The organism is Candidatus Latescibacterota bacterium (assembly GCA_019038625.1).
Classification (GTDB): Bacteria; Krumholzibacteriota; Krumholzibacteriia; order Krumholzibacteriales; family Krumholzibacteriaceae; genus JAGLYV01.
The window spans coordinates 1-8,709 of sequence record JAHOYU010000107.1; the positions used below are offsets into that span (position 1 = coordinate 1).

The window sequence follows — 8,709 nt, forward strand, 5'->3', positions numbered from 1 at the left end:
GTTCCATACGATGTCATAACGTCTTCTCATGAACAGAACTGCAATCGTGCTGAACAGGACGAACTGCGGTACTTCAATGAGATTCTTCAGCTTGATTCCAACGGAATGGGGCAGTCCCAGCAACCTTACCCGCCTGAAATCTATATTCTCGAAATCATAATCGCTGTCGACCTGGTTGGTCAGGACCGTGATATGGTGTCCCCGCGCGGCGAGTCGTTCAGCTGTCTCGAGAGAGGTCCGAGCTATCCCTCCCCGCCGGCCGTAGACCCTGGTGATCATCAGGATCCTCATGGCCGATCTCCGCCGTCGGACCCATCGCCATGGTCATTCCCTCTCCCATGTCTCGTACTGTCTCCAATTTCCGTTCCGCTGCCACTTCCCCTACCACGGCGCATCCGTTTTCTGACTTCCTCTCTCACCTTCCGCAGGGCAAGGGTCAGGACGAACCACAGAACAGCGATCACAACCAGAATGACAGCGAGCCTTAAAGCGTATCCATACCTGCTGACACTCCCATCAACGGACGATGAGAACTTCTCGATAAACAGACTGGACCCCGTTAATATCGAGCCTGCCCAGAATGCCGCCAGGCCTGAGACCAGTGCCACAGCCGTCATGAACAGTATCCGACCTGCCGCCCTGCACTTCTCCGGCACTTTCATAAAAACAAATAAAAGGACGAAAAGCACGATCTGAGAGATACTGGTCGCGACAGCGATCCCGGATATACCGAATCGTTTGTAGAGCATCAGGTTCAGTGTGATGTTGATCGCCAGGGATATGATAAAACAGACCAGCAGAACGACGTTCCTTCTGACCGCCTGATAGTATTTGGAAACTGGTATATAGAGGAAATAGGCCCAGACGCCTATCGAATAGCCCCTCAGCGCGCCGGCTGAAAGCTCGATACTGGCATCGCCGAATTTGCCGTAGCCGTAGATAAGCCTGATAACTTCCTCGGCCCCGACGAAAAGAACCACACTGATCGGAAGCATTATATAGACGGCGTACATGATCATATCGCCTATGTCGGTCGAGAGCCTGTCCATCTCGTCACGCGCGGATAAATCGCTGAAGTACGGCAGGAAGACGCTCATGAATCCCATCCCCAGGGTGATGCCGGGAGTTTCTACGAGGAATCTCGCGTATTCCAGCGCGGCCACAGAACCCTCGGCGAGCAGTGATGTGATGACCCTGTCGATATAGACATTAAGCTGCGCTACCAGTACCATCCCCATGAGCGGAAGCCATGCCGGTAGAAAGGTGGACCATATCTTCATCGCGCGGCGGAGACTCCTGATGGGTTGGAAGTGCCAGTATTTCCTGAGACTCGACGTAAGCATGAGAAAGAACGCGACGTAGGCAACAGGAAATGCGGCACCCATAAATGCGAAATTGCTTCTGTAGACTGTCAGCAGCACACCGGCCAGCACGAAGATGTTCTGGACCACCGGCCGCAGCGATGGTGTCTTGAATATATAAAAACAGTTCAGCACGTATGCTGTCGCGCATGCCATGAGCATCGGCACTGAAAAGCTCATTATCTTTGTGAAAAAGACTGCGTGACTGGTCTGAACCTCATTGAACCCTGGAGCGAGAAGGAAGATCCATTTCTCCGCGAAGAAATATTCCAGCACAAAGATGACCAGCCCGGCGATCATCAAGAAGAAAAAGAGCTGGTTGGCCAGCGCCCAGGCGATACGTTTTCTGCCGGTAGAGAGATGCCCCCGAAAAACAGGGATAAAAGAATTCTGCAGGCCGCTGCCGGCAAGGATGTTCACCGGAAGCATGATCGCGGTGACCGCTATCCGGAAACCATCGACGACAGCACCTGTCCCGAAAAAATAGGCGAGGATGATCTCCCTGAGATATCCCAGCCCCTTGCTGAGAAATGACACGAGAGCTACAAAGAATCCGCTTTTATATAGTTTCTTCTTTTCCACCCGGATCTCCCGTTCGATCTGCCGGACAGCATTTATGTAACAGAAGAAGCAACACTATCGCTGCGATACCCCCTGCCAGCGTCCCGAACACGTCTTTCCAGTCGAAGGTCCCTTTAGGAAGCCATATCTGCGCCATTTCATAGACGATATATCCTGTTGTAAAAAAGGTCGCAAGCCTCAGAGCTTTTTTTCTGCCGGGATTGAGAATCGACATGCCGAAGAAGATCTGGGTCATCACTCCAAGATGATTACCCATCGTATCGGCGATCCAGAAATCTCTGATACCGTTCGCGTAGACCCACGGCCTGTAGATATATCTGCCGATCTCCGTCAGGGCAAAACAGGCTATGAACAGGATGATGTAGATCGCCCTGAGCCTGTCGAACACCTTGAACCTCTCACTGTCTATAAAAAAATTCATGTGCGGATACTAGCAGGTCAAAGGAATCCGGGCTACATCGAAATACACTCAGCCTCCACTTCTACGGAAACTCGATCCTCAACCTGACGCTGTCGCCCTCTTCCGCGATCTGTTCCATCTCGACCGGCCTCACGGACCCGATCCTCAGGATCGCCATGTACAACCTCTCAAGTTCAGAACGGGGAACAATCACAACGACAGGACTCATTCTGAGTCCAACCAGTGAATCGGGTCGTGCAGAAGATTCCACGGCAGAAGATTCCCTGGCTGCCAGGGATCTCGTTGTCCTGACACGAATCGCATCCGCATCGGTATCAAAATGATCGATCTCCTTCTCATCGACGATCATCTCATCAATGATCCTTCCACCGAGTAAATCAACGGTCCACGACAGATGGGCCATGATCGAGTCGGGTGAAGAATCTATATTCGGCAGGTCGGTGGATGCAAAACCACTGCGGGCATGAAGGTCATCACCGGTCCTGACGATCCCGCCCTTAAGTGCAAGGGCCTCTACCACGTCGTCCGCAGGCTTTTCCTCCAGCTCATCGCTTGTCACCTTGTAACTGACATCACTGTCCCTGACCTCGATCTGCTTCACCTTGGCCTCGACAAGGATCTCCTGCGTCGTTCCCGCGAACTTCGGTGTCGACTGAGACTCGACGCTTTCTGATTCGCTCCCATCAGACTTGTCACTTGCAGCCTGGCTCGTGATCCCGGCAGTGGTCTTCTTCTTTTCGGATTCATTCAGGGCTGACGTTGTGGGCGACTCCGTTATCGATGGTGTAGTTGATTCCACTTTCGGCAAGGTGGTTGATTCGTACACGACTTCCGATCCGGACGGCACATCCAGATCTTCCATGTCCTTTTCTTCACGTTCTTCCGGGATTCTACCGACACCACGCGCTTTCCCTTCTTCAACATATCTGACTCCGTCGAGTCTCTCCGCTTTTTCCATTCCCGTTCCGACCGGAAGCGCGTCTTCCACCCCTTGCTTCCCGACAAACCCCGAGATATAGACGATCAGGACCACGGCGGCGGCAAGCCCCGCGATCTCGATCGGTACCTTGATGTGCAGAGGATGGAATATCCCCCGGATAACCCTGCGTAATGGAGATTCCTGTTCGAGTCGCTCATTGACCCTGTCTGCAAACCCCGGCGGAGGATCGACCTGCTCCATATCGTTCATATGGACGATGATCTCTCTCATCGACCGGTGCATCTCCATACATTCGGTACATTCTTCCAGATGAGATCTCACCCGTGCGGAATCTGCTTCCGGCAGAACATCATCGATATACTCTGACAGCATCGGTTTTATCTTATTACAATCCTTCATCGATCTTTCCTTGCAATAGTTCCCTCAATTTCAACCTGGCCCTGGACAGTTTTGATTTCACCGTTCCCATTTTCATCCCTGTCATATCCACGATCTCATCGTACGAACGCCCCTGGATATCCTTCAATACCACAACCATCTTCTGCTCCCCCGACAGCAGGCCGATCGCCTCATGGATCATTCGACCGACTTCCTTTCGTGCGATCGAGCCGAGAGGAGATTCCGACCGGTCGGGAATATCCATCGGACTGTCTTCGCCCCTGTGTGAAGGCCCTTTCTCGATGCTCACTTTCTTATTCTTCATTCGGTACTCCCGGCGATCCATCCTGTTCCTGCATGCATTCACCGTAACTCTGTAGATCCAGGTCCTGAAACTCGACTCGAACCTGAAACCTCCGATATACCGGTGAACCTTTATGAATACATCCTGGGCCGCATCGTCGGCCTCGTCGTATTCTCCCAGCAGCCTGAAGCAGAGGCTGAACACCATCCTCTGGTGGAGGACTATCAGCCTGTCGAAGGCCCGTTTATCACCGTCCAGAAAAGCCTTCACCAGCGACTTGCTTTCAGCTTCAATATTTACAGTCTTTACGACTTCTGATTCGTTCATCCAGTATCCGGATCTTTCTTAAACAACGGTTCTTCCGCCACTTCCGATATTACGATCAAGTGCCGGGCACCATCACATCCTCATTTCCGACCCATATTGCAAAATATGGATAATGTCCACCCTTCTTTCGCAGATAGATCATGAACGGTTTACTAAATATCAATGATTTCCCGCTGATTCCTCCTTTCTTGAGAACTAATAAACTCTGCGAATCGAGCGATGTCCCCTTATTGTCAAGTTTGAACCGTATATCCTGCCTCGCCTCCGCTACAAAATAGCTCTTAAAATCATAGTTAAGAAGATAGAGTCCCAAAAGTTGATCATACGAATGCCGAATATCCACATCAAGAATCGGCACGATAAGGACATCACCGTCTCTCATCCTGGCAGGGCTGCCATTAGCTATTCTCCACTCGACATCCTCGAAGGTCTCAAGGAGAGTCTCTCCCGGATTCACGCAGGCAAGGATGATCTCCTCTCCCTCATCAGCAGACATTATCCGGATGATGAAATCACCTGGATCCACGTAATCGAGGATCTTTACCTGTGACCTTTGGTCCACTGACAAGCCAGAATCACCCTGACCAATACCGAAACCAGCGACTTCAGGTCGTGTCTCTCCGTAACCAAACCGCATCGGGGATCCGTATTCCCGAAATTTGTGAAGATACTGCAGTTCTTTATCAAGGAATGCGTAAGCCATTATTACATCATCATCATTATACTTCTCATCGACTACGGGAGGATGAAGGCCGAACTTCTCCTTTAATTCCCTGTTGATCGTTCTCGCGATATTGTCACTACCGAACCCGCTTGCCACATAATAATCAGATTCCTCTATATCACTTGATGTGTACATCATCCTGTTCATGCTCCTCACGATATCCAGGTCTTTCTCGAGAAATATCTTCTCCAGAACAATACTGTTCACCATCGAATTCCAGGCAAGCTGAAAAGTCGAGCAGAATACCGTATTGTGACCTTGTTCTATCCGTACATCCATTACTGGAGATACGATCGTTCTCTCTCCGGCATCGCTCTCTACATGAAAAGTACATATTAAAAGCTGGATTATGACTACCACTCTGACAATTCGCATAATTCAATCCCTTTCTCCATAAGCCGATTATAAAATTCATCCAATACGTTCGAATATATGACAGGAAAAGTCCGGCCTGTGTTCCACCGACCAGAAAAATAAATAAATAATGTAAAGTCTGCTTGACAAATATTGATTATGATATATACTCATAAATGTAAAGTCGACTTTACTTAAACGATGGCGCCAGAATCACAGATGCGTCATCGAAACTTGTCCGAATGAAAGCGAAAGGAAAACGAAATGCTGTTACGGAACCATAGCCTGCGCAAGAAACTCATGCCGACATTCAGCCCATTCGCCCTTATCTGCATCGGATCGTCAATGATGCTGGATAAGTTCTCAGGATCTTACTCCATGGGTCATTTCTTTGAGGGGCTCTTTCTGGGACTGGGAATGACGGTTGGGATCTTCGCGTTTATCGTCACCCTGAAAGGAGCGGGAGATGAATAGGATACTACATGTTTCCAGGATAGTTTCCGGGATCATCATATTGAATGTCATGACCGCCTGCCTGGCTCTGCCCGCATCGGCTTTTCCGGATATAGCAACGACAAGATCGGTGGACGGCCTGGAGATCACATACGAGTTCCACGGAAAGGGCAGTCCCGCGCTGGTATTCGTACATGGCTGGTGCTGTGACAGGAGTTACTGGCGCGAACAGATCGACAGTTTCGCAAAAACCCACCTTGTTGTCGCTATCGACCTGGGTGGACATGGAAGTTCAGCCAAAGGCAGGGAAAGATGGACGCTCGACCTCTTCGCTGAAGATGTCAAAGCCGTTGTCGAGAAACTTGGCCTCGACAATGTCATTCTTGTCGGTCACTCGATGGGGGGGCCGGTCGTTGCCGGAGCGTCAATGAAGCTCGGAGACAAAGTGATCGGAATCGTTGGCGTGGATACGTACCAGAACCTCGGCACAAAATATACAGATGCTCAGACAGAGCGATTTCTACAGGGATTTAAATCCGATTTTTCTTCCAGAACAAAGATGATGGTCTCTTCGATGTTCGCTCCTGAATCCGATCCGGACTTTGTAGCAAAAATAATTACCGACATGTCCTCTGCCTCTCCTGAAGTGGGTATCGGAGCCCTGGAAAGCACACTCGCCTATGATCCGAAAGAATCACTCCAGGGTCTGAAGGCACCCGTCATCGCAATCAACTCTGACAAGTACCCCACAAATATCGAGGCGGGAAAAGCCCGTATCCTGTCATTCGACGTGAAGATCATAAAGGGTTGCGGACACTTCCTCATGCTGGAAGTACCCGAGAAATTCAATTCTGCATTGAGGGAAGCCATCGAGGAACTGACTTCAAAAGAATGAGAACCAGGGCCTCGCTGCAACTCTTATTCAGAGTCTGCAAGGGGCCCCATACCAGCCTGCTCACTTGGCCGGAAGTGTGTCTACGAATCTCTTCGCCTTCTCGAGCCACTCCTCGAGCGCCTGGTCGTCCTCGTATCCGTCACGGTCGACCATCACCCACCCCTTCATCGGGCGCCCGGTAACGTTGAACGGCCTTGTATCGGATCCGTCCAGGGCTGCTGCAGCCTCGATCTCTCCCAACCTCAGAATAAGAAAATCCTTATAGACACCACATACCATATTGCCATTGGACATATGACAGACTCCGCCAAACATCTTTCTACTGCTCATGGCATCCCACCGAGCGGATTTTTCCCTGATCCTGATATCAAGCTCTTCATCATACGCCATCAGCTTCGCCTCTTCCCCAGTCCGAGTACGCGCCAGAGTACAAAACCGGTCAGAATAGAGATTACACCGAACGACGATCCGCCGACGAGGGCGGCTGTCTTTTCACTTTCTCCAAGACTGGTCCCTATAAACGCGATCGTAAACCCGGCAAGAAGGATCCATCCCGCAACCATGACCCATTTCCACGCGGACATCTTGATCCCGTGTTCGATAGTCCAGGCCTTGAATCCCGAGAGTACGACGCAGAAAAGTATCCCTTCGATAAACCAGAATACTCCACTGGTAAAATAACTCATTTCTTTTTCCCCTCCTGAAAATCAATAAAGTCCCCCGTTCTGAGCCACCAGGGAGGATCCCTGTACGACTCATTGCTTCCACCCATCGAAGGCATGAAATACTCCTTCGCGTCGGGTGCGGGGTAAAGCTTCTTCTGCATGCCTGTAAGCATTCTGTGCGAGAGTCCTGTCGGATCGGCCGATGTCACCTTCAGTGCGGACCTGTGCAACCAGTTCGATTTTCTCGAATAGGGACAGACCGCCACGCAAAGCCTGCATCCGATGTTTCCAAGATTTGAATACCAGAAATTGTGACATTTTGAAACATCTATTCTGTACCGCCTGTATCCCCGGACCACCTCCTTGTCGCCGAAAGTTATGGCTCCACTCGGACATTGTTCCGCGCAGATCTTACATGTGCGGCAGAAATCCTGGACTCCAAACTCTATCGGCCTGTCGACTTCCATCGGCAGATCGGTCGTTATGACAGCTGGCCTGAAATTCGAACCCAGCTCCGGAGTGACGACTACACCATGCCTTCCCTGCTCGCCCAGGCCCGCATCGATCAGGATCGGCGGGACCATGAGGTCATAGTCCATCCCCGGCGTATGCGCGCGGGCGGCGTAGCCGAGCTGCTTGATAAAAGAGACGAGGCGAAAGGCCACTATCCTCGACTTGGCATATGAATCGTGCGAAGAGCCATAGTTCGGATTAGCATAGAAGGGGTCCCAGGACATCGGGGTCCCGACCACGATCGCGTACTTCCAGTGTTTAGGGACATCGAAAGGCTTATCCTCTTCTATTCCCCTCCCCCGCATGGGATATTTGTATACCCAGTCGGATTTCAACCTGGTGATCCCGGTAAGTATCGATCCGAACTCATATGACATCTGCTTGACAAGCTTTGAAGTCAGTTCCGGGGATCTCATCCTGAATGGAGTGGAAGGTTCCCCGAAAGCATCTCCCTTTGGAAAATCCGCGACCTCGGGTGGGGATTCCTCGAAATCCGGCCAGACCGAGCCCATAGCGTGAGACCACGCTTCGGCAAGAACGAACTCGTCGTGATATTCAGCTACGTCTTTTCTTCTCTTCGGAAATATCTCGTCTCGCAGCTTGAGGTCATCAGTGAGACTTTCAGGATTTTCCCTGTAATATTTCCGGAGAGGTTCTTCAAGCCCATCGACCCCCTCGGCAGGATTCCATCCTCTCATCAACCTGGAGATCCTTGAAAAGACCACTTCGGACCTCGCGTCCACGCGCCTTGTAGCGGACACCTTCTCGTAGTGAGGTATGTCGACCATATAC

11 protein-coding genes are annotated in these 8,709 nt (G+C 50.9%); 2 read left to right on the forward strand and 9 right to left on the reverse strand.

The window, feature by feature from the left end; translation table 11 throughout:
- From KOO63_08375 to KOO63_08400, 6 genes are all read right to left on the reverse strand, one after another.
- Window positions 1-291, reverse strand: a 291-nt coding sequence (locus KOO63_08375) for a glycosyltransferase (protein MBU8921821.1), incomplete at its 3' end; no start/stop codon positions are given.
- Window positions 288-1,943: a polysaccharide biosynthesis C-terminal domain-containing protein gene (locus KOO63_08380; protein ID MBU8921822.1), complete on the reverse strand. Its 1,656-nt coding sequence runs from the start codon at window positions 1,941-1,943 to the stop codon at window positions 288-290. The genes KOO63_08380 and KOO63_08375, both read right to left, overlap by 4 nt.
- On the reverse strand, window positions 1,921-2,364 hold the full coding sequence (locus tag KOO63_08385; protein MBU8921823.1) for a hypothetical protein: 444 nt from the start codon (window positions 2,362-2,364) through the stop codon (window positions 1,921-1,923). The genes KOO63_08380 and KOO63_08385 overlap by 23 nt, the downstream gene beginning before the upstream one ends.
- A 61-nt stretch (window positions 2,365-2,425) precedes the next feature.
- Complete coding sequence (locus KOO63_08390; protein ID MBU8921824.1) at window positions 2,426-3,703, reverse strand: zf-HC2 domain-containing protein; 1,278 nt, start codon at window positions 3,701-3,703, stop codon at window positions 2,426-2,428.
- Complete coding sequence (locus tag KOO63_08395) at window positions 3,690-4,313, reverse strand: RNA polymerase sigma factor (protein ID MBU8921825.1); 624 nt, start codon at window positions 4,311-4,313, stop codon at window positions 3,690-3,692. The genes KOO63_08390 and KOO63_08395 overlap by 14 nt, the downstream gene beginning before the upstream one ends.
- 55 nt (window positions 4,314-4,368) lie before the next feature.
- On the reverse strand, window positions 4,369-5,412 hold the full coding sequence (locus KOO63_08400) for a hypothetical protein (protein ID MBU8921826.1): 1,044 nt from the start codon (window positions 5,410-5,412) through the stop codon (window positions 4,369-4,371).
- Window positions 5,413-5,655: 243 nt separating this feature from the next.
- On the opposite strand from KOO63_08400, the gene KOO63_08405 reads away from it, so the two are divergent.
- Together KOO63_08405 and KOO63_08410 are read left to right on the forward strand one after the other, a co-directional pair.
- Window positions 5,656-5,865: a hypothetical protein gene (locus KOO63_08405; protein ID MBU8921827.1), complete on the forward strand. Its 210-nt coding sequence runs from the start codon at window positions 5,656-5,658 to the stop codon at window positions 5,863-5,865.
- Window positions 5,858-6,739, forward strand: a complete 882-nt coding sequence (locus tag KOO63_08410; GenBank protein MBU8921828.1) for an alpha/beta hydrolase — start codon at window positions 5,858-5,860, stop codon at window positions 6,737-6,739. Before KOO63_08405 ends, KOO63_08410 begins: the two co-directional genes overlap by 8 nt.
- A gap of 60 nt (window positions 6,740-6,799) precedes the next feature.
- Here the strand turns inward: KOO63_08410 and KOO63_08415 are convergent, their stop codons facing one another.
- The 3 genes from KOO63_08415 to KOO63_08425 all read right to left on the reverse strand — a co-directional run.
- Window positions 6,800-7,129: a TfoX/Sxy family protein gene (locus KOO63_08415; protein ID MBU8921829.1), complete on the reverse strand. Its 330-nt coding sequence runs from the start codon at window positions 7,127-7,129 to the stop codon at window positions 6,800-6,802.
- On the reverse strand, window positions 7,129-7,425 hold the full coding sequence (locus KOO63_08420; GenBank protein ID MBU8921830.1) for a hypothetical protein: 297 nt from the start codon (window positions 7,423-7,425) through the stop codon (window positions 7,129-7,131). The genes KOO63_08415 and KOO63_08420 overlap by 1 nt, the downstream gene beginning before the upstream one ends.
- The coding region (locus KOO63_08425; protein MBU8921831.1) for a reductive dehalogenase at window positions 7,422-8,709 on the reverse strand (1,288 nt) is incomplete at its 5' end. The genes KOO63_08425 and KOO63_08420, both read right to left, overlap by 4 nt.